At 38.0% G+C, this 21463-nt stretch carries 18 protein-coding genes; 4 read left to right on the plus strand and 14 right to left on the minus strand.

All coding sequences use genetic code 11. The annotated features are described in order from the left end of the window. Positions 1-122: 122 nt before the first annotated feature. From ACYVFA_RS16150 to ACYVFA_RS16175, 6 genes are all read right to left on the minus strand, one after another. Positions 123-440 (minus strand): LytR/AlgR family response regulator transcription factor, encoded by a 318-nt coding sequence (locus ACYVFA_RS16150; protein ID WP_460472879.1) that lies wholly within the window; start codon positions 438-440, stop codon positions 123-125. Between the two features lie 135 nt (positions 441-575). Continuing rightward, positions 576-3311, minus strand: a complete 2736-nt coding sequence (locus ACYVFA_RS16155; RefSeq protein WP_460472880.1) for a CHAT domain-containing protein — start codon at positions 3309-3311, stop codon at positions 576-578. Positions 3312-3396: 85 nt separating this feature from the next. Continuing rightward, complete coding sequence (locus ACYVFA_RS16160) at positions 3397-4026, minus strand: hypothetical protein (protein ID WP_460472881.1); 630 nt, start codon at positions 4024-4026, stop codon at positions 3397-3399. 463 nt (positions 4027-4489) lie between these two features. Next, on the minus strand, positions 4490-5389 hold the full coding sequence (locus ACYVFA_RS16165; protein ID WP_460472882.1) for a hypothetical protein: 900 nt from the start codon (positions 5387-5389) through the stop codon (positions 4490-4492). Between the two features lie 334 nt (positions 5390-5723). Then, on the minus strand, positions 5724-6431 hold the full coding sequence (locus tag ACYVFA_RS16170; RefSeq protein ID WP_460472883.1) for a tetratricopeptide repeat protein: 708 nt from the start codon (positions 6429-6431) through the stop codon (positions 5724-5726). 2 nt (positions 6432-6433) lie between these two features. Beyond that, positions 6434-7015, minus strand: coding sequence for an RNA polymerase sigma factor (locus ACYVFA_RS16175; protein ID WP_460472884.1), 582 nt, complete (start codon positions 7013-7015; stop codon positions 6434-6436). 1009 nt (positions 7016-8024) lie between these two features. Between ACYVFA_RS16175 and ACYVFA_RS16180 the strand changes: the two genes are divergently transcribed. The 3 genes from ACYVFA_RS16180 to ACYVFA_RS16190 are packed head-to-tail and all read left to right on the plus strand — an operon-like array spanning position 8025 to position 11342. After that, the gene (locus tag ACYVFA_RS16180; protein WP_460472885.1) at positions 8025-8465 is read left to right on the plus strand and encodes a response regulator; all 441 of its coding nucleotides are present in this window, start codon (positions 8025-8027) and stop codon (positions 8463-8465) included. Between the two features lie 36 nt (positions 8466-8501). Then, the gene (locus ACYVFA_RS16185) at positions 8502-9080 is read left to right on the plus strand and encodes a biliverdin-producing heme oxygenase (protein WP_460472886.1); all 579 of its coding nucleotides are present in this window, start codon (positions 8502-8504) and stop codon (positions 9078-9080) included. Between the two features lie 3 nt (positions 9081-9083). Further along, positions 9084-11342: an ATP-binding protein gene (locus tag ACYVFA_RS16190; protein ID WP_460472887.1), complete on the plus strand. Its 2259-nt coding sequence runs from the start codon at positions 9084-9086 to the stop codon at positions 11340-11342. A gap of 124 nt (positions 11343-11466) precedes the next feature. On the opposite strand, the gene ACYVFA_RS16195 is transcribed toward ACYVFA_RS16190, so the two are convergent. The 6 genes from ACYVFA_RS16195 to ACYVFA_RS16220 all read right to left on the minus strand — a co-directional run bounded on the left by ACYVFA_RS16195 (position 11467) and on the right by ACYVFA_RS16220 (position 17793). Continuing rightward, entirely contained in the window at positions 11467-12261 is a 795-nt protein-coding gene (locus ACYVFA_RS16195) for a hypothetical protein (RefSeq protein ID WP_460472888.1), read from the minus strand. Positions 12262-12279: 18 nt separating this feature from the next. After that, complete coding sequence (locus tag ACYVFA_RS16200) at positions 12280-13512, minus strand: hypothetical protein (protein ID WP_460472889.1); 1233 nt, start codon at positions 13510-13512, stop codon at positions 12280-12282. Between the two features lie 53 nt (positions 13513-13565). Further along, positions 13566-13793, minus strand: a complete 228-nt coding sequence (locus tag ACYVFA_RS16205) for a hypothetical protein (RefSeq protein ID WP_460472890.1) — start codon at positions 13791-13793, stop codon at positions 13566-13568. A gap of 83 nt (positions 13794-13876) precedes the next feature. Further along, positions 13877-14341 carry a hypothetical protein gene (locus ACYVFA_RS16210; RefSeq protein WP_460472891.1) on the minus strand — a complete coding sequence of 155 codons (465 nt, stop codon included), beginning with the start codon at positions 14339-14341 and terminating at the stop codon, positions 13877-13879. Positions 14342-14429: 88 nt separating this feature from the next. Beyond that, positions 14430-16820, minus strand: coding sequence for a TonB-dependent receptor (locus ACYVFA_RS16215; protein ID WP_460472892.1), 2391 nt, complete (start codon positions 16818-16820; stop codon positions 14430-14432). Positions 16821-16938: 118 nt separating this feature from the next. Continuing rightward, positions 16939-17793 (minus strand): SMP-30/gluconolactonase/LRE family protein, encoded by an 855-nt coding sequence (locus ACYVFA_RS16220; protein WP_460472893.1) that lies wholly within the window; start codon positions 17791-17793, stop codon positions 16939-16941. Between the two features lie 429 nt (positions 17794-18222). Here ACYVFA_RS16220 and ACYVFA_RS16225 point away from each other — a divergent pair, with 429 nt between their 5' ends. Further along, positions 18223-18801, plus strand: a complete 579-nt coding sequence (locus ACYVFA_RS16225; RefSeq protein WP_460472894.1) for a hypothetical protein — start codon at positions 18223-18225, stop codon at positions 18799-18801. Positions 18802-18878: 77 nt separating this feature from the next. Here ACYVFA_RS16225 and ACYVFA_RS16230 read toward each other — a convergent pair whose 3' ends face one another. Both ACYVFA_RS16230 and ACYVFA_RS16235 read right to left on the minus strand, forming a co-directional pair. After that, entirely contained in the window at positions 18879-20537 is a 1659-nt protein-coding gene (locus ACYVFA_RS16230; protein WP_460472895.1) for a L,D-transpeptidase family protein, read from the minus strand. Beyond that, positions 20524-21225, minus strand: a complete 702-nt coding sequence (locus ACYVFA_RS16235) for a murein L,D-transpeptidase catalytic domain family protein (protein ID WP_460472896.1) — start codon at positions 21223-21225, stop codon at positions 20524-20526. Before ACYVFA_RS16235 ends, ACYVFA_RS16230 begins: the two co-directional genes overlap by 14 nt. Positions 21226-21463: the final 238 nt, after the last annotated feature.

Raw genomic sequence — 21463 nt, forward strand, 5'->3', positions numbered from 1 at the left:
GCCAGAAATCACGGAAAAATGCTATTATGTTTTTATTAAGAAATGAGTATATGACACAATAAATATAAGTAAGACAGGGGTATTAAAAAAGCCATCAATCGTAGATTAATGGCTTTTAAAACTCAGGCAATTGAGAATTTCTGTTTTTTCAGATGTCTGATTACAGGCTTCTTCCTCCGCGAAACAGATAATTCTTTTCCATTTATCATTTGAATACTTACCTTTTTTCCCTCTCTGCGTAAGCCCGTGATATACTCAGGATTTAACAAAAAAGAACGGTGTACCCGTAAAAAATGCCGTAAATTTTCTTTACCCGCATTTTGTTTAAGAGTAGTGGGTGATATAGTTTTTTTACCATTGTAGTAATGGAAAATAGTATAGTTAATATCTGCTTCCAGATATACTATTTCCATGTTTTCAGTGCAGTCAAAAGATGTCATTGGGCGTAAGGGTTATTGTTTAGCAATAAACATTAGTCGCCAAAGCCCGTATTTTCGTAAACAAAATTGTTTGATTTTTACTAACTATTGTTGTGTCTTCTCATTGAGTGATTGAGTAAATGTGTGATTGAGCGATTAGCGTTTTCTTCTTATTTTTCTGAAAAATATTAGCCCAGCAAGCCCGAAAAACATACTTCCAGCTAAAATTATCACCCAGCCATTAGATTGTTCAATAGGAGAGGTGTCGCCAATCAGAATAGAAGAAGCCCATAGCGCAGGCAATAGATTACGGTTGCTTTTGTGGATAAAGGTCTGTTTGGCTTTTTGTAAGGCTTCGTCTTTAGGCAGACCTGCTTTCAGGTTTTCGTAGAAAAGCTCAGTTACCCCATAAGTGGCTTCCTCATTCACATCCCATAGGGTCGTGATAAGTGAGGCGATCCCCAAAGCCGAAAACCCTCTTGATAAACTAAATATACCTTCACCCTTCACATTTTTGCCCGAACCCGTTTTACAGGCCGATAAGGCAATCATTTCAGTGCGGATATTAGGCGTTCTGCCGATTTCTGCAACATAGACCGGAGCATCCTGCAAGTAAAATACAGGGCCTTTTTGTGTGGTATCGGCATGTGTGTATAATTGCACCAGACGATAGTCTGAAAACTGACTCATAAATGCCTGCTTACTCGCCTCTTTTTCCAAGAGAGTCTCGCCACCAAAGGTTGCCTCAATTTTTTCTATTGATTTGGCAGATAGTGGTAGATTATCAAGTGCAAGTGATTGAGCAAAATTAACAGGTGCTACTCCAAGAAATGAAACACCTCGCAACCACGAACCTTGCTTATTTTTGTTTTCAATACTTTTTAATAAAAAATTAGCTGAATAAGCATAGCTGATAGCCAGATGCTCTACCAGAAAATCATCCTTTTTAGCTGTAAGGCTGAACGCCTCAAATGGCAGAAACTGGTCGTCATAAGAAATAATCACTCTACCCTCCGCAACTTCAAGTGGTTTAACCAACCGCGTATATAATTGATTGGACATTGCCAGAAAAGCCGGAAAGTTTTTGTTGAGTGAATCGGCATTACTGCAAAAACTCAAAAACCTACTGCTAAGATCTTGCTGGTCTCGGGCAATTTTAATCAATTTCGTTCCATCATGACCTATTTTCATGGCATAAGTGGCACTATCACCCACAAAATAGCTGATAAATGCCTTTTGCTGACTGGCTTTCAGCCATTGCTGAAAAGTGCCTAAATCCTTAAAATCTTCATTATATTTGGCCGCATAATAAGCTGGAAACCGCTTTTCCAAGTCTTTTTTAAATTCAGCAAACTGATCTTTTACTACGGTTAGTTTCCGGATGATTTCTTTATAAGCCACAGTATTTTCAGCCTTGTTTTCAAGTTGTGATTGCAATTCAAAAATCTGCTCCTGATAAGTCTTTTCTTTGGCTAAATCCTGTGCAGTCAACAGTTGGCGGGCACTGTTTTCTTTTAAATCATCCAATAATAGAATCGCTCTTGATTTTTCAAGGAAATAAAAGGCTTTAGCAGGGTCGTTGGCTAGTCTGCAAGCCTCAATGGCCGATTCATACAAACTATGGGAATGCTCTCGCCAGAAACTCTTAGACTGTTGCCCCTGATGCTCCTGCCTCATCAGATTAAGTAAAAGGTCAGCATACGAGAAGTATTGCATAGACTGGGTGAGTATTTCCGGCTTTTTATTTCTCTGGTACATAGTCAACAGATTTTTGGCATAATCTCTCAGGATATAAAAAAGTGTTCTTTTACTTCTGATAATACTGAAATTCTGTTTTTTAATATCCAATAGCGGAAATGATGCAATAGCTTTTTCCAGAGCTTTGGTAGAAGAATCAATCCTGTTCTCTTCTCTCAGATTAGTGGCATAGTTCAGATAAACCCTGCTTAATTCTACACTCTTTTTACCTTCCAACACGTCAATAGCTTTATTGAAAAACAAGTCTGCCTGTTTATATTGATGAAAAGCTGTATATAAAAGACCCAGGTTATTCTGAATGCGCATGGGTATTAAATAAGTAGTTTTATGCTGAATAAAAATCTGCTCTGCTTTTTTAAAATGGCTTTCTGAGGCATTAAAGTTTTTCTTGTTGTAATAACTGATACCCATATTGGCATAAATATTCCCTTTTAACTCCCCATCATCCTTTTTTGATATATTGAAAGATTTCTGATAGAAATTTTGGGCTGACTGCAGATTTTTAATCGCCTTTTCTTCATCTTCTAATCTACTAAAGGCGATACCCTTACTATTATAAATATGACTCATCAATAGCAATAACTCGCTTTGGTTAGTATTTTCTGCAAAGCGCTCTGCTTTATCTAAGGTATTCAGCATTCCCTCATAATCACCTAATTCTAACTCCAGATCTGAAATTAATTTTAAGCAATAGCCTTTCCAATAAGGACTATTTGAATACTGAATTGCCAGCTTGTAATATTTAATCGCTTCCCGATACCTTAAAAATAAGTGATGATAAGCTCCTGCACCGTAGGCAGCATCGGCAAGCCCTACTGGCTTCTTTTTGGCGTAAATTTCCCAGTGCTGAAAGCATAATCTGATATTCGACAGAGATTTGTCAGCCTCTTTTTTTTCAAAATAATAGTAAGCAAGGCTACTACAAATAATGCCTTTTGTTGAGTCCTGAATATTTTTACAGCTTTGTGAAGTTTTATATAAACGCTCTAGTTGAGCAATGTTCTGATCGAGTGGGAGGGTAGCATATTCTTTTATTGATTTGCTGATACTGTTATCAGTTGGACATTGAGCCAGTAATTTGCCTGATAGGCTAAAAACGATAAAAAAAACAAATCGTGTAAAGTTTTTATTCATAGTAAACGTGTGCTAAAAATGGGTGCCCAACATAGTTAAGCACCCATCAATTTATTCTATTTTTTTAAAATTGCCAATAGAATTCTTATTTGATTCTTGGTGGCGGTGGTACTTTCGGACCACTTGTACCCGGATCAGGGTTACCTTCTAATGCCTCTAAAACAGAAACGGGTTGACCCATGATTTTCAGACTCCTCACCTCGAAATAAGATTTTTGTGGTGGAGACATCGTTTGGTCTATCACCAATCTCAGTTTCAATTGCGTAACAGCGCCTAATACATCGTAGTCGCTATTCGCCTGTGGTTTAAGTACAATCTGAACATCTCCGCTTTCATTGCTATCAAATGTAAGAACAGGTACTTTAATATCGTAAATATTGCTACTATTAGGTGTACTGCTTACAGACTCAGGGTCGCCAAACAACTGATAACTCAGCCAGAAGTCGTTATTCCCGTTATGAATAGAAACAAAAGCATTATCGCTCTGATTGATAAACAATTTTACGTTGGCCACAATAGCAATATCAGTAAAATCATCTGTATAATTCAGGTCTTCCAGGGCATTAATAAGCGGCGAAGTAAGCGCATAACTCATCATTGGATTTCCCTGATCAGAAATTTTGATTGTACCGTCTTCCAATGAGACAGTATCTTTAAAAGGCTGTTGGTCTTCAACTACCCACTCAGTAAAATCGGCACTCCAGATTTCTTCCATTTTCTTTTGAAATTTGTTCTTGATGTTTAAAAAATTGATTGGATTTTTCGCAAAACCCCTGCGAAAGGGCAAAGTAGTAGCGTTCACTGATCTTGAATCAGCTAACAGATTTTAGTTGGTGTTGTACATAAAAAGAGATTTCTAGTACACAGCTTTGTTGGGAATTTTGATTTTTTTACATAATAAATTGTGGATTTGTGGTTGATAATTGATTAAACTAGGCACAGCAGCTCTGACAAAGGGCAAAGCGATAGTATGATCTGATATACCAGCATTATCAGATTTCAGATCTGCATTTATAAAAATGAAGATTTTTAGTACACAGCATTGTGTGAGTTTTGGCTCACCTTATAGAATTTGGTCTGTAATCATCATCAAAAAGACAAAGCAGTAGCTAATCTGATAAAAACCAGATTTCTTAACAGATGCGAACACATAAGGGATTTATTTAAGACACATCATTTTATTGAATCCTTTGACTTACTTTTTCTACAGCCCCGGTGGTTACCCGAAAAAAACAATAAAAATATTGATACCGCCCTCGGTCGCAAGCCATCAAATCCTGAATGATATGACCCGAAAAGTCTCTGTTCGATACGGTGCTAAGCCCATTTTTATGCGACCATCCACCATTGGCATCGCGCCTGAAAAAATGGTAGTCGTTTCTCGTTTTATTGGTTTCAGAAAATGGCTCAGAAGCAAACAGTGCAATTAAATGTTTATCGTCCTCTTCACTTACGGTAGGTATTATATGTAATTCATCTGCCAGACAGTTTTTAATAATATTTCCAAAAGAGCTTTGATTTGGGTCTTTCCCGCAAGATATTCTGGCCCCTTTTATATTGAGGGCATAAGTATAGCAGTTATTATTGGTTAATATTGCTAAATCATTGTTCCATATCTGAGGTTCATAAACAGGAGATGGCATCAGACTGCCCGTCGGTTCTGAATAAGGTGCACTGGTAGCATAAGGATAGATTAAGTTTTGTGTGTCAATAGTTACAGGCTGATAAAAGCGCTTTTCAGGGGGCGTTTTATCTTCTGCATTTAAAAACCGATTGGTAAAGAGTTCTATTTGCTCCATTTCCAATCTTTTATTCAGAATAGGCCAGTGGATGTTTTTATTATGGCCATGATAAGCAACCCCTTGATTGAGGGTCATATAATGGGGGAAGTTTTCGAAGCTTCCCTCCAGAATATGAATAGCCATACCATAATACCCTGTTATACATACGAAAGGCCTTTGTACCTTAGTGTCAGGTGATTTCCTGAGCGATTCTAAAATGTAAACAGCTTCTTTTTCAGTCAACTCGCAAGTTTGATACTTTTGAAAGAGCGTTACAGATAATCTTATCCTTAACATTCTTTTTTTTGTTTAATCACAGATTTTATTGTTGTTTTTTTGTGTAAACAATAATCTTTCCGATACATTCGGCTAAAAGTATCGTTCAGATTATTGGCACATAATTTTGTACGGCTACAAAATTTTGGCAAAAACTGTTAAAGAGTCGTTCACACAACCCAGAAAGTCTATTCTAATAATTCAGCAATTCATTTAAAGATTTCCCTCACTAGCTAGTTAGCTTTTAGTCAATTTAGCAAATAGTCATTTAAGGCTTCATCAGAAAACTTATTTTCCTATTGTAATACATTAGTCGCAATTAGAGATCGTAGGTAAACAAGTTTTCTGATTTTTTTTATAAGCCCCATTTTTCTATTTCCTGCCAGCCTTCTGATTTTTCATTCTTTACTTTTTCGAGGAGTTTTTTGGCTTCGGTAAGATCGTTGTTCTGATTACGTTGAAGAAGTGTAAGCGCTTTATAAAAAGTGCCGGGATTGGACTGTAGATTTTGTTTTTGCAGCGTTTCAAAGTGCTCGAGCGCTAATGTATAGTTTCCCAGGCGCAGATAGGAGATACCCGCATATTTGAGGGCTTCGGGGTTATTATATTCGGCCAGACTATCAAACATCTTTGCCGCTTCTGCCAACTCACCTTTGTTAAAAAGGGCAATGGCTTGTTTAAATGTATTTTTATCTGCCGACATTGTTGTGCCTAAAACCTGAAAGTTTTCGTCAACATATGCATTGGCCAGTTTTGTCAGGTCAGGTTCTCTCAGATACAACCAGCTCAGGATAGCGATACAAACGGCTGCTACGGCAGCAATCCAGTATCTGAACACTGGTTTTACTACCATTGAAGGTTTAGGTTTTTTACGTAGTTCCTCAAAGTCTGCCTTGCGCTCCTGCCAATGTAGTTTTTTTGAGGCATACTTGGCTTTAACATACGCAGCAACAGTTTCAGCAAAAGCAGGGTCAGTCGAACACCTCTTTTCGAACTCCTGACGTGCTTGCGCAGAAAGTTCGTCATTAAAAAAGCTTTCGATCAAAGCTAATTCATCTTCCATGACTAATAAATTTTTCTAAGTTTATCGATGCATCTCATGCGGCTGACTTTCACTACATCAACCGAATTGTAAGGTAACATTTCAAGAATTTCTTTATCTGAGTGGCCATCAGCCCACAGTAATAGCAGTTCTTTACATTTATCCCCTATTTTATCCAGCCTTTGTAATAGCCTTGTCTCTTCCTCCTGTTCAATGATTTGCTGGATAATACTCTGAGTACTATCGCTCATCACTGTCATGATTTCAGAAAGTAAAACTGTATCATAAGACGGGGCTGCCTTATTGGTCGCTTTTTTTCTGATAAGGGAAACACATTGATTGGAAAAAATTTGGAAAATATAGGTTTTTAGTGCAGATCTAGCTTCAAAACGATGATTTACAATGTGTTCAATCACAGTTAATACAGTGTCTGAATAGACAGAAGCAGATTCGTGTTCTTCGATTAGGTGTTTTTTGATACCCTCGTCAATAAAATACTGATACTTTTCGTAGAGTTTGTTTTCGTATTTCCGTCTTTCTCTTCCTCCTTTTAAAATCCCCTCAATTATTTCAGAGTCAGTATCATTAGGCAATAATTGAAACATAATGCAGGGCAATTAATACTTATAAAATGGCTAAAATAGTATTGACAGGCTAAACTAAATGATAAATGCCGATAAATCCAATCAGATTTGAATATTATTAGGTTTCGGCACCTCTTGCTTTTGCTTACGGATTAGTGTTATTAAGCTAACAATATTTGGTAAAAATAGTTGTATAAAAACTTAAGGTTACCCTTTCTGAAAATAGAGTATTGAAGTGATTGGTTAAGATAAATGATTGATATATAAGCAAATAAGGTAGAGCAGTAGTGACAGGATTGTGAGTAAACTTAGCAAAAATAATAAAAAACAAATGTGATAAAATGCACAATTACCAGAGAGAGTCCAATAGGTGACCCAATTGTCGTAAGAACTGCATTTCATCACATTTATGTACAATTCCGGATGCTTACTGTTTGAATTTTAACCATTAAGGTTTTTCTGTTTGGCATGACCGGAATCTGGAAGTTTAGAATCAGATTCTTCACTTCCGTTATTCTGGATTTTTTGAATCCATAATTCTGTTTTTAATTCCCGGATATAAATCCGGTTTTATTTCTTCAGTTGTGTGTATTTTTAGCGTTGCCATTACTCATTTTCATTTGTTCTGACGATATAATAGTTAAAAACTCTGTGCCACGCGTCGGCTTCGCATAAATTAAAGATAACTGTTTGTTTTTGTACGCGTTTTTCCTCAAAATGATGATTTTTTTACATTTACTCAGATAGGTATAAACTATTTATTTTTAATTAGAATTGGCTTTGCTTCAATTGTAAAATGACTTAATATTTTATCAAACGCTTTGCCGGTAAGATTTTCAACATCTGTCTACATTTTTTGAGGTTTAGCCTCTCTTTTTGTGTTTAATTGACTGAAAAATTATGTTTTTTGTTGAATTTTATTCAATTTTGATAAATGATAAATTAAACAATCTTGAATGATTAATGAATTCATTGATTGAACGCTTATAAGTAGCCCCGTGCAAATAGCCGCCCTCTTACTAATAAACGCATGAAAACTAAGAGCTATAATATCTTCTATACAGATGATGATATAGATGATAAAGAAATCTTCAGAGAAATCATCAACGAAATTCACCCCGATTCCTCTATCGAGTTTCAAAGTGATGGCAATGAATTATTGATTCGTTTAAAAGAAATAGACTATAAACCCGATATTTTGTTTCTAGATATCAATATGCCAATTACCGATGGTTTTCAGGTTTTATCAGAAATCAGGCAAGATTCAATCAATAAAAACTTGCCCGTAATCGTTATCTCAACCTCCAATGATGCCGATGCTATTGCCAAAGCAAAAGAATCAGGAGCCGATTTATATATTTGTAAACCCAATTCGTATGCAAAACTTAAAAAAATCTTAGCCGAATTATTAAGTATCAATTGGCCAGATTATCTAAAAACACAACCTTTTAAAGAATTTGTCATTGCTTGAACAAAACTCTTTAAGTCCCTTAGTAAAAAATATGCTATGAGCCAGAAAGAAAACATTCTCATTCAGCTGCGAACCCACACAAGCACACTTCACACAGCAATAGAACAAACATCAATTTCGGTTGACCTATTGGACGAACACGTAACCAGACAGAACTATGTGGCTTACCTCCAGAAAATGCGCGACATAGTGGCTTTCTACGAAACTAAAGTTTTTCAGGCATTAGCTGATACCTTGCCAGATTTAGCCAAAAGAGAAAAATTAGCACTGATTGATGAAGACTTAACCTATCTCTCTTCTATTTCAGCGTCTGATAATTTTGAAACTCCAGCTTCGCCAAGGCCCTCAACAGGCTATGCTTTAGGCTGTATGTATGTCATGGAGGGCTCTACTTTAGGCGGTAAAGTTATTCTAAAACATATCGCTAAAACTTTAGGTTTTATACCTAAGCAGGGAGGTTCGTATTTTGGAGGCTATGGCGACGAAACCGGACATTATTGGAAAACCTTTTTGCATACCTTGCAGGAATATTCGGCAAATCATGACTCTGACGAAGAAATCATTGCAGGAGCCAAAGATACTTTTATAGCGATAAAACATTATTTTGAGCAGTAGATAATGAAACTGAAGGATATAGTAAACCGAGAGATTGTCAACCTCACCAATTGTGAGCAAGAGCCGATTCATGTGCCGGGTAGTATCCAGCCACATGGGTTTTTAATAGCAATTGATGCAGATTTTATCATCAGATATACCAGTGCCAATGTCAATAATTTTTCGACTTTATCGGTAGAAGAAATACTGCAAAAGCCTATTGAAGCCCTGATAGGAACCGACCAGTTGCCGGAGCTTCAACACTATCTCAGCCATTTGCAAGATAGAATCACCACGCCGCATATTGTCAATATAGAAGGCGTTCAGTTTCAATGTATCATTCACAAAAGCAATGATCTATTGATTTGCGAATTTGAGCCTGTCTCAGAATTCATTCCACGAGTTTCAACTGTCTACGATCAGGCCATCAATTTTGCCAAATACATGGGTCAGGCCATGACTTTGCAGCAACTATGCCATAGCGTAGTCACCGAAATCCGGGCATTGACGGGCTATGACCGCGTAATGGTCTATCGTTTTGATAAAGAATATAATGGAGAAGTATTTGCCGAAAGTAAAGTTGAGGAACAAGAGCCTTTTCTTGAGCTACATTACCCACATACCGATATTCCACTACAGGCAAGGCAACTCTATATCAAAAACCTACTAAGGCTGATAGTTGATATTAACTACACGCCTGTCCCGATTTTTACAAAAGAAAATGCTACCAACGAAAGTCTGGATCTAAGCTATTCAACCTTAAGAAGTGTTTCTCCGATTCATGTTGAATACCTTAGAAATATGGGAGTAGGGGCTACCCTGACTATTTCATTGATTCATGAGGGTAAATTATGGGGGCTCATAGCCTGCCATCATTATTCTTATAAATATATCGACCATTATACCCGCATTGCAGCGCAATTGCAGGGGCATTTCCTTACTTCACAGATTCAGGTAAGAGAAATGGCCGAAGAGTATACAGTAGCAGCCAACATCAACAAATCGTTGGAAACCTTGCTCAACCAGACGTTTGAGCCTGTGCGTGATTCTTTACAAAATCTGGTACAACAGCCTCAGATACTCGAAATAGCCAATGCTGGCGGCGTGGCTGTCATACTAAACGATGTAGTATACAAAGCAGGTAAAACGCCGGACGATGACAGTATTTTAAAGATTTCGAAGTGGGCCAGAAAAAAGGCTTCCAAAGGCATTTATAGTACAGATGGCTTACCGGAAAAAATGCCCGAAGCCAGCGAATGGTGCGGGACAGCCTCTGGCATTCTCTATTATCAGCTTGGCGTAGTACACGATGAAACCATCATCTGGTTCCGCCCTGAAAGCCTGGAAGAAATCAACTGGAGTGGCGACCCTGAAAAAGCTATTGTGAAAGATGCCAATGGCTTATCACCAAGAAAATCGTTTCAGTTATACCAGCAGATTGTGAAATGCCGTTCGCATGAATGGACAAAAACAGAACAAACCGCTGCCTCGACTTTCTCTTATTCCTTACAGAAATTTATTACCCTGATATTACTAAGCGAAGAAGAAGCCAGACAAAGAGAGCTAACGAAACAATTAAAAGAATCAAATCTTGAACTGGAAAACATCAGCTGGATAAGCACGCACGACTTGAAAGAGCCCCTGCGAAAAATTCAGTTGTTTTCGTCAAGATTGATGGATCTAGATAAGAATATATCGCCAGATGTAACCAATACTTTGCAGAAAATGAATGCTTCGGCCAATAAAATGCAAAGATTGATTTCGGATATAACCAATTATTCTAAAATCAGACATTCAGAGCAATCATTTGAAACCATAGACGTACAGGAGTTGATTTCTAAGGTAGAAACCGAACTGCACGAAGAAATAGAAGAGAAAAAAGCGACTATTCATACACAAGGACTCACTACCATAACAGGTATACCGGTGATTATCAATCAGCTTTTCAGCAATCTGATAGGGAATGCCTTAAAATTCAGCAAAGAAGGAGTACCTGCCATTATTCATATAAACCAATCAGAAGCGCCAGTTGCCTCTCCTGATCCGCATGATACCAGGCTCTATACCAGAATTACAGTTGCCGATAATGGAATAGGATTTGAAAACGAATTCAGCGAAAGAATATTCAAGATATTTACCCGCCTGCATACCGCAGATAAATATCAGGGAACAGGCATCGGGCTGGCCTTATGCAAGAAAATCATGCAATTGCACACTGGCCATATTTTCGCCGAAGGCGCCAAAAATCAAGGAGCCACTTTTAGTTTATATTTTCCTGTTTAAGGTCTACTGTGGCACGCTTATACTCGTCCGAGAAAGAGCGTGTCACGGTTAAGGGGAGGAAAATTAGGTTTCTACATAATGAGAGCAAATTAATCTCCTACGTGCCCAACCATCCCACGATAAGTTAACCTTTCGGCATCATCCTATCCGCCACACTCAGCGTATACTTTATTTCAGAATACCTGAAATCGGTATTATTATTCTCTTGTCCTCTGATTTTAAAGAACGCAGATTGTTGGTCTTCGTCCGCCAAGGTCAATAACTGTCCATCTGAAAAATAAGGCAAGCCATCCTTAAACTGAATAAACGTTTTCGATTGCCGGAAGGTAATCCCCAGCCATTTATTGTCATATTCCAATGGTTTCAGGTTCGCCGCCGACTCCAATACAATCTTATGCTGGAACTTCTCATTGGTCGCTAAGGAGAATAAGACTACCGAATGATGTGTTAGCGAAATTTCCAATTCTTCATTCGTTACTTTATCTTTTACTTTAAGCTTTCGGGTAAATGGTTCCGTTAATTCATCCGGTTTTTCGTAACAAGAAAAAAGCCCGATATAAGAGTCACCATTCAAATCAAGACATTGATCTGAATGATAACCCATTTTATGATAATTGCGGTCGTATATTTCAATCAATGCATTATTGAATAGGATAGGTGGCAAATCACCTAGCTTATCCTTTTGAATAGTATGATTGATACAATCTACCAGCCCATGATGAATAGAAGAAAACTTATGCGCCGGAATAGTATATTTCGTAGTAGTTCTCACAATGGGCACTCCATTCTCACCTGCATCTACCAGATGATTCCCGATTCTCCCCTTAGCAACATCCTCAAAATCAACTGAGTGAGATAACTCATCAAATAAGTTGCTTTCCAGAGGCAGTGTAATTTTATAAAATCCGGCTTTATTCATGATTCTTGCTTGTATGATTTAATAGATTGGTCTTTCATAATCGCCAGAATTCATGCTGAAATGCACCTTGCCATACTCCACTATTTTCTCTGTTTTATTCTCTTCATAATACGAACTTTTCAGACTTTCCATATCACCCGAAATCATCGGTTCCAGCCTTACCAATTCGCCATTTTCTTTGATATAAGCCTGATTATTCATATGTATAGCTTCTACATTCGAACAACGAGCCACATAACCCAATCTCACCGGAATCATATCAATATTCAGGGCAGAAGGTCTGATTTCGTGCGTATACAATCTATTTGTTGAAAGCGGAATCACAAATGCGGAATTTGGATACAAAGTAACGCTAAACTCTTTAGCCAGCGTATTATCCTCAACAGTGCTTTTTAGCCTGAAATGAAGTTTCGTAAACCCACTGTTTTTCTTATAACCCCAATCATAAATATCAGTTTCTGAGGGCTTCAGGTGCTCAAAACTTGATTTATCATAGAAAGTACAAAAAGCAATAAGCCCTTCTTTAGGCATATCCTTCGTTTTATCAGAATGTGCCTTGATGCGTGCTTTTACTTCCCTCACATTTTCATCTTCCGTCTTTTTGTTTTCATAAATCTGGGCTAATACATGATTAAGCTTTGTTTCCTGCTCAAAAACACGGCTGACCGCCGCATTTAATGTATGGATGATGCGATGGTCAGTGGCGCGGAAATTATCAGTAGGCCCTGTCAGATTACTAGAGCATCTCAACAAATGATAGTGCAATATTTCAGTATTATCTGCTGTTTCTTCTTTCACAACTTCAGTCAGATAAATCCCTGTTCTATTCGCCACTCCGCCCTTATTAGACTCTGTTAATTGCTGAAATGAATGCTCAGCCTCAATCTTATGAAAATAATCATCCTCTGGAAATAATTCCCTGAAATACACTCCTGCATCACTCACAATCACTGGCACTTCGCCAAGGGCTACTACCTGAATATTTTTCTTATCAGAATCTTCATAATTTTCAGAAAGCTCTATGATTACATGATAAGTATGAGTCTCATCTGCCAATTGGTCTATATCACCACAAACATAGATTCGTTTATCGTTCAGAGAAGAGGAGATTTCAGCCAAGTCTTTCACTACTATCCCACAGAAATTCTCTGTCAGATACTGAAATTCGTTAGGATTTTTTGTGCTTTCAGTCAAAGCAAAGAGAACATTTTTGTCTTTAGTAATTTTGTTCTCAGTAGGTGTTTTAGTCATTTTTTTGTTTACGTTTTTAATAATTTGAAAATAATCAGATGCTTAAGCCTTGACTAATAAGAGTCAATAAGCAATATTCTTGCAGAAGGATTTATCAGGCAAAGCTTTTCTTTCAATTCCAGAAAGGCAAGAAAAGAATATGATAAATGCGTATAATCTCCAAAAACATCATGATAACCAATTATCTCAAAAATTCCTTCATTTTTTTTGTAGAAATCAGATAAATCTTCATATTGCTCGAAGTATTTCTGCTTTTCTATCTCAAAATTATATCTTGCCAAAGCCCTCGGTATATATTCTTTATGCTGAGCCAGATATTGCCAGGCTTGAGTATCTTCATAATTATTAGCCTGAAAAACAGCTGTTAGCGTACATAAATATGAAACAAAGTCGAAACACTCTTTCTGAGAATATATATATAATCAGGAGAAATATATACACGTTGGTCAAAGGGATCGAAAAAATTCCATAATTCTTGCAAAGTGTTTTCAGCATTAGCTCTTCCTCCAAAATAATAAAATTCATCAAACCCATAATTTCTTAATTGCGTATCTCCTTCCAGAGTTGCTCCTAATTCGTAATTAAAATAGAATCCATTAATAATCCAATAATAAAGGAGAGAAGCTTCTTCAGGATTGAATAATTCAGGATTCGTACTGATTTTAGATAATAATACATTGAAATCAATTTTAAATGATTCAGCTAGATTACTATGCTCAACTGCTCTTATCAAACTATCTTTGATAAATGGATTGCTACCAATTAATTGGCTCAAATTCCCTTGAATTTTCTCATTTTCCAATCTGATAAAGGATAAACTTCTGCCCATATATAAATAGTCTTAGATTTTAAACAAAGATGCCACGCCTGGCATAAGCTAAGCGTGGCACCGATAATTTAGATTATTTTCTATTTTATCAAAAATCTCCCTCGCTTGGTTCTTTCGTTTTCTTCTTAGCCTGATGCAGACGGTAGTTGAATGTTAAATTCACTTGTCGTAACCTACCTTGGCCTCTGCCTTCTGTGAAGAAATTTGGCCCTTCGGTGATAGAACGATAAATTCTTGAATTGAATACGTCGCTCACATTCAGGGTAAGCGTAGCATTGTTTTTCAGAATATCTTTACTTACCGCCAGATCCATTACCGCAATAGCTTTTCTGCGACCTTGTGGGGTTTGTTGTGGTGCTTCATAGTTGCCTCTGATCTGGAAATCGGTGTTTTTCCAGAATGTAAAGCGTGAGGTCAAACGAGTAAACCAGCTATACGTATCACTTTTCAGACTGGCATCAAAATTAGCTCCGTTAGTAATGGCACGGAAGAAGTTGAAACTACCATCTACTTTCCACCATTTATAAGGTGATAAGGAAGTCGTAAACTCATAACCAAATGAGTTTTCAGTGGCTAAGTTTTCAGGACGGGTAAATGAATTACCAGCCTCATCCAAAGTTCTGATACGAACGATTTTTCCATCAGTGAATCGATAATAGAGTGATGAGCTGATAGAACCATTCTCAAAATACTTGATATGTCCCAATTCATATACATCCGTAAACTCAGGATTCAGATCAGGATTCCCACTCCAGAAATTACGACTATCGCTGAATGTCGAGAACGGACTCAAATCATTATATGTCGGGCGACGAATACGGCGGCTATAACTGATTTGCATCGAATTCTGTTTCGGAAATTCATAAGTCACGTGTACACTCGGAAACAGATTATTGTATTTACGAGGGTTCACCTCATTCGTTTTCTTCAGGGTTGTAGTTACATTCGTCCATTCCGCACGCACCCCAACCTGATACGAAAACTTGCGCACTTTGTTTCCTACAATCCCATAAGCGGCATTGATATTCTCTTCATACAAGAAATCATTCGTAAAGCCTGCAATCGGAAACCATACGCCATCCTGCCCTCTCTGTGTCAAAGAGAAATCATTAGTCATATCTCTCGAACTACTTCTGCCACCCAATTCAAACTTACCATCTTTGCCAAATGGTTGGGTATAATCTACCTGAAACAACAATTGCTTCTCAGTTTCATAATTAATCGAGCGTTGCAAAGTGGCCGGAATATCTGTGGCGCTTCCATCCGGCTTCACGGTATTCTGGTTATAATACTGGTCCGAATCCTCCCAGTTATCCAGATAGCGTACATCTGCCGATAATTCATGCCCTTTGCGCTCAAACTTACGTTTGTAAGTAATGGCATATTCAGAATTAGGCTCAGTTTCGGTCTCATCCTGCGTACGATAAGTAATACCCGTTGGGTTAGATAGATTATTCAGATAATCTCTGTAACGAATATCAGAAAAACGCTTGCCTTTGCTAATACGCCATAGATATGAGCCTGTCAATACATTATTTTCGTTGAAGAAATAATCAATCCCAGCTCTGGCGCTATTATTCTGCCCTTTCAGACTACTGGTTGAGTTTTGTTGGGTAATCATAGTAGAATCACCCTTATAAACTTCCTGATACAGCGAGTTTCTTCCGGGGGTATTCCGATATGAAGCAGTATAATTAACAAAGAAATTCAGATTCTTACGGCGATAGTTCACATTAGCCGCCAGCCCAAGATTCGTTGGCAAACCCGTAATAACATCAAAAGAACCATTAAAGCCCTCTTTACGCTCTTTTTTCAGGATAATATTGATGATACCACTCATCCCCTCAGCCTCATAACGTGCCGATGGGTTAGTAATGATTTCAATTCTTTCAATACTGCTCCCTTGTAATTGCTGCAAACCACTACCCCCTTTGATACTCACCAGACCGGATGGTTTCCCATCAACCAGAATCCTTACGTTGCTGCTTCCTCTTAAACTCACGTTGCCGTCAATATCAACTGATACCGAGGGTACATTTGTCAAAATGTCAACAGCTGTTCCGCCGGCATTTGCCAGGTCTTTCCCAACGTTAAACACGCGCTTGTCCAAAGTCATTTCCATCGAGCTTTTTTCGGCCCTTACTTCTACTTCATCTAAAGTCTTGCTTGAAGTAGCCACTTTCAGCGTGCCTAAATCATACGGCGAAGTATCGGGTGTTAAAGAGAAAACGGCTGTTTTGGTAGCTTTATAGCCAATAAATTCCAACAAAGCGTAGTATGTTCCTGCTGGGGCGTCAATAGCAAAATCTCCGGTATCATTGGTGATATTACCTGTCACAAATGAGCTATCAGGCAATTTAAACAGACGAACGCTGGCATAAGACAGCGGCGCGCTTGTCTGTGCATCAATCACTTTTCCTTTGAGTTTTAGTTTTCCTGCATTCTGTGCAAAAGATACCTTTACATAGAAGAGACTCATGCTTAAACAAACAATAAAAGCTAGTGTGTTTTTAGTTAAAATTAAGGTTTTGTTTTTTCTAAAGCTGTTCATTTCGGATGGTAAAATAGGATATAAGGCTGAATAGGGTATAGATGGGTTAATTCACTTTATAAGCCACTACTTTGTTTTTCAGGAAAGTAGGCACAAAAAGCATTTTTTTGCTTGGTATATATTCAAAATCTGCTGTATTCATTGGTTTGTCGATAGTATCCAGTAAAAGACTTGGTTTGCCATCAGGTGTTACGTGCCAGATTCTGCCTCTCCACTCGCTCACAAAATAGCCTTTTTTACCGTCTGACTCAATCCCGTCAATTCCGCTTTTCTCTGTTCCCATTCCTTCGGCAAATTTGCTCAGGTCTTTGGTTTTAGTATCGTATGAGTAAAGAATACCCTCGCCGTTACCAATCAATAATTTACCATTGTCATAAAACAGACCATTAGGGTTTTTCAATAAACCACCTTCCAGAATCTTCTCTAATTTGCCATTCTGCAGTTTCCATACGCTATTGGCACGCATATCGGTTACGTAAAGTGTCTTGTTTTTCTCGTCAATTGTAATATCATTCAGCATTTTAGCATCTGGTACAGTATAGTTATTCACTACTTTTCCGGTAGCCAGGTCAATTTCATTCACAGCAAAAAAGCTTGCTGTATACAATTTATTGCCGATAATACCCATGCCTTTAATAGCATTCAACCCAGGCACCATGATTCTTTGCTGAATCTTGCCATCTAAGCCTAATTTAGCCACAAAGCTTTCCTGATTTTCAGGTACTGACTTTCCATTGATACATGATACATACAATACATTGTTTTTGGCATCATATAGTACCGATTCCGGTGTTGTCAGTGTAGTATCTGTTTCCCAGGCTTGTGATAAAGTCGGCGTTTGTGCCAGCACAGAGAAACTCAAAACACAACAAAAACAAAGAGAAGCGAATAAAGTTTTCATAAATAAATGAAGGTTAAATAGACGTTCAAAAATTGGCTTTTAAATATAAAAAGAGTCAGAATATTACGAATTATTTCGCTCTCCGACAAATAATCTATTAATAAAATAGACTTCCTATTCTTTTAAATCGACCAATCTAACCACCATTCCGAAAAGGAAAGTTTATAAACTAAGCAGGTTTTAATTAGATTATTTAAATGTTGTTTTTTATCTAATCAGCACAAAACCACAAACCAGCTACACAGAAACCCAAACCACTCACTCTCTCCTAATCCCATTTTCCCATCCACATTAACCTTCTTCCTTTCTCCATTTTCCACTCTTCTTTTCCTTACTCCACAAAATGAGTATCTTCTTTCTCATCATTCTGCCAGATTACTGTGTGGTACGGTATTTTTACTTTCTACCACACAAAACAGACACACAATTATGAAAGATCAGGATACTAGCTTCTATAGTCAAAGTGACAACGAGGCAATTGAACCAAATAATTCACAAACGGAAAAAACCTGGGATGGCCCAGCTTTAGAGCAGGAACGTACTGCCGAGAATGAGCAAGATGCGATTAATAAGCGTATAGCTGACAAAGACGATAGAGGTGAGGGCTCGGATAGTCCACCATTGAGAGATGAGCTTAACCCGCCAACTGCGCCGGATATTATCCCTGACCAATCGCCGGACGAAATCAATTATCCGGGCAAGCAAGGATTCCCACGCGTAGAGCAACCTAAATTTTATGGTTCGTCAATAAGTTCTTCAGCATCAGTAGGCAACGAAGATGACAGAGAAGAAAAAGGCGAAGAAGCGCAGGAGATTCAACAAAAAGAAGAAGAAGAGAGGCAGGAGAAAATAAAAGAAAAAGAAGCTGATTTGAGAGAAGCCCGTGAAGGTCGTGAGGAAAGCATCAGAAAATCCGAAGATCAGAATATTACTGACAACAGAGGATATAACGAAATCCGTGAAAACTCTCCGGTAAATGATGAAAGAGATAAAGAATTTTTGAATTAGTATAATGTGAGCATTTCGGATATGTAGGAATAAGCAAGCCTTGGAACTCGGTTTCAGGGCTTGCTTATTTATGATTATCACTCCCCAAATATCTCAGCCGAAAGCTTGGCATCCAATCCATACAAATCATTCCTGAAATTAATTTGTCCGGTATTATCAACCCAGCTTGTAAAATAAACGATATAGACTGGTATAGCAGGGCTTACCTTAATACCTGTTTCTTTCTCGGTTTCGAGTACTTCATTTATTTTGTCCTGAGTCCATTCAGTATTATTCCTCAACAAATAAAAAGCCAGTCTTTTAGGGTCTGACAGACGGATACAGCCATGACTAAATGCGCGTTTCGAATCACCAAAATGCCCTTTAGATGGGGTATCATGCAGGTAAATATTATAGCTGTTCGGAAACAAAAACTTCATTTTACCTAATGAATTCTTATTGCCGGGTTTTTGACGGATGATATAAGGTACATTTTTGGTATAAGCTCCCCAATCTACACTTGATGGATTAATAACCTTATTGCCCGACAGCACTTCCATATTATTCCGATCCAAATAACCAGTTCCACGTTTCAGTTGCGGCAATATTTCATTGCGAATAATACTCTGCGGAATATTCCAGTAAGGATTCAACACAATTGTAGAGAGATTTCCCTTAAAAATAGTAGTCTGCGAAGCCGTTTTACCTACTACCACATTCATCGCCCATACCTGCTTGCCGTTTTCAAATACGTGCAGCATATATTCAGGAATATTAACCAGTAAATGATCTTTTTCCAGTTCTTCAGGCACCCATCTCAATCGCTCCATATTCAACATAATCTGCTGAATACGATAACCAATCGGCTGATTGAGTTCTTTAAGCGTAGCTGCATCCATCTTGCCACTATCTTTCAAACCCATTCTTCGTTGAAAACGAACAACTGCGTTTTTCAGTGAATCAGTAAACGTCATGCTGGTATCCTGTAGCCTGAAATCACCAGTCATAAACAGCATCTGTTTAGCTGCCAGTATACTCGAATCTCTATCTCCGGTTGCTAATTGCTTTTTAGTAGTAATTACCTTCGGCCAACCACCTTTCCGCTCAATATTCCGGTAAATACGTAATTTTTCTTTCAGGCGGATATAATAGAGATTGACAGGTTCTCTTACCTTTTCACCATTATTGAGTGAAACCAGTGAGTCAAGTAGTAATTGATAGTTTTTCTTTTTGCGAGGAATAAACCACTCTAAATCGAGCGGATTCTTGGTAATACCACCATAAGCCTTGATGGCGTAATTAAAGAAAGTGGTTGTGAGCAAAAGCTCCAGGCGTTGTACCTCAGCCTTGCGATCCATGAAATCTTTCTCGTCGCTTTCGGCGCTGGCAAGCAGGTTGTCTAATTCTACATTCTGAAAACTGCTGTCGGCAAAATCATAAGTATAATTTTTTAGCTGGCTATGGAAGTTCTGGGCGGCATTATTCAACCCATTTTTACTAAACCAGGCCGACTGATAGGTGCGGCGGGCATAAAACTCTTTCACCTCTTCCCTGACCGTATCTTCTGTCGAAACAGTTCTGAGGAAATTATTAACCACATTACTGTCCAGCATGATGTCAGTAAAATTCTTTGACGAATAGATACTCGAATCAGGCAGTAGGCTTCTACGTTTTTTACCTTTTTTACAACTGCTTACACTTACAACAACAGTTAAAATAATACAGAATAATACAGCAACCTGTTTACCTTTTAGCATAGGCTATGGGTGAATTTTCTTTGTGGATATATAATAAACTGCCATTAGCAATGACAGGAACAACTTGCGGTATCAGTTCGTTGGGCAGCGCCGGGCAACCATAGCTACGGCCTAATCTGCCATGTTGTTTCACAAAACTGGTGCTTACATAGTCGGCTCCGTGAATGATAATCTCACGGCTACGGGCATTATCATTGATGCCTTTCTGCAAACCAGCCAGCAATAAAGCCATGCCATGTTTCGGGCTTTGAATGATTTGTCCAACTTTATAAAACCCCAGACTACTTTTATGAGATTCCATTTCGTTCGAGAACGCAGTCGCCATATTGTCGCCCGAATTACGCCCGTGTGCTACCAGCGAAGAAAACAACAGTTTTTTCTGAGCTACATCTATTACAAAAAATCTTTCTTGTGTAGATGGTAGATTAAAATCAACAATCGTAACGATTGATTTCGACGGATGATATTTCTCATAGCCAGCCATTGACTCCTGAAAGGCCGCAAAATCAACAATACCAGTCAGTTGACAATCATTATAGAGCGTCTCTACAGCACTGATATTAGTAGTAACTGCATTCTTGTGCAAGTTGTTTTCGTGATTAACATTTTTTGAATTAATTGTGCGAGCCGAAGATAGTGCCACACCAAGGATAACCATAAAGGAAATCAGCTGATAAGATTTGAACATATGTAATAATTAGTGCACGTTTAAGCATAAGTATCCTGACCAGGGTAGCCGCCAGAAGCGATTTTTATAGGTTAAAATCTTAATTTTAAAGCATGCGTTTGGTTAATAATACATCAATACCATTCCTCTAACGCCTTTTCGTGCGAAATCATTTTATCAGAATAGATTTATTTACCTTATAATGAAGGTTTTGCTCTTGACAATTTAGCGAAATCTAACCTGCTTAACAGACGTTACA

The sequence above is a fragment of the Emticicia fontis genome (assembly GCF_054779675.1).